Here is a 526-nt window from a genome sequence, read left to right on the forward strand (position 1 = left end):
GCCATTCATCGGCGGCGCGGCGCCGCTGTTCAGCGACTATATCGTCTTCGGCGCCCTGCAATGGGCGCGCATAGCCTCGCCCTACCAACTGCTCGACGACGGCGACGTGGTGGCGCAGTGGTTCGCCCGCTGCCTCGACCTGCATGGCGGGCTGGGACGAAAGATCGCCGCCGCGGCTTGACGCCGTAAAGCTTACTTGGCCGCCGCCTTCTTTGGCTTGCCGGCCTTCGTGGCAGCCTTTGCCTCCTTGGGGGCGGCCTTTGCCTTGGCGGCGCCAGTTGCCTTCCTGGTTGGCTTTTTGGCCGCCGACTTGCCCGCGGCGTCCTCCTGGTCGACATCGGCGGCCGCCTGATGCCAATGGCGCTCATGATGGCCAGCCGGCTGGCCCTCTTGCAGCCAGAGCTGGTGCGCACGGTTGCGAATGCGTTCCTGACGATCGTCTGTCATGGTCATGGTGTCTCCATACGGCCCGACCTCAGCGCGGCGCCGACACGCGAGTATAGCAAGCAACGCGTTGCTGTGTAGC

At 66.2% G+C, this 526-nt stretch carries 1 protein-coding gene and 1 pseudogene; one reads left to right on the plus strand and one right to left on the minus strand.

Annotated elements, in window-relative coordinates; all coding sequences use genetic code 11:
- Positions 1-181 (plus strand): annotated as a pseudogene (locus EOC06_RS38420) (glutathione S-transferase family protein); the annotation flags it as partial.
- 11 nt (positions 182-192) lie between these two features.
- Here the strand turns inward: EOC06_RS38420 and EOC06_RS38425 are convergent.
- On the minus strand, positions 193-453 hold the full coding sequence (locus EOC06_RS38425; protein WP_127331827.1) for a DUF2934 domain-containing protein: 261 nt from the start codon (positions 451-453) through the stop codon (positions 193-195).
- Positions 454-526: the final 73 nt, after the last annotated feature.

Origin of the sequence: Mesorhizobium sp. M7A.F.Ca.MR.362.00.0.0 (assembly GCF_004023175.1) — a bacterium.
Lineage (GTDB): Bacteria > Pseudomonadota > Alphaproteobacteria > Rhizobiales > Rhizobiaceae > Mesorhizobium.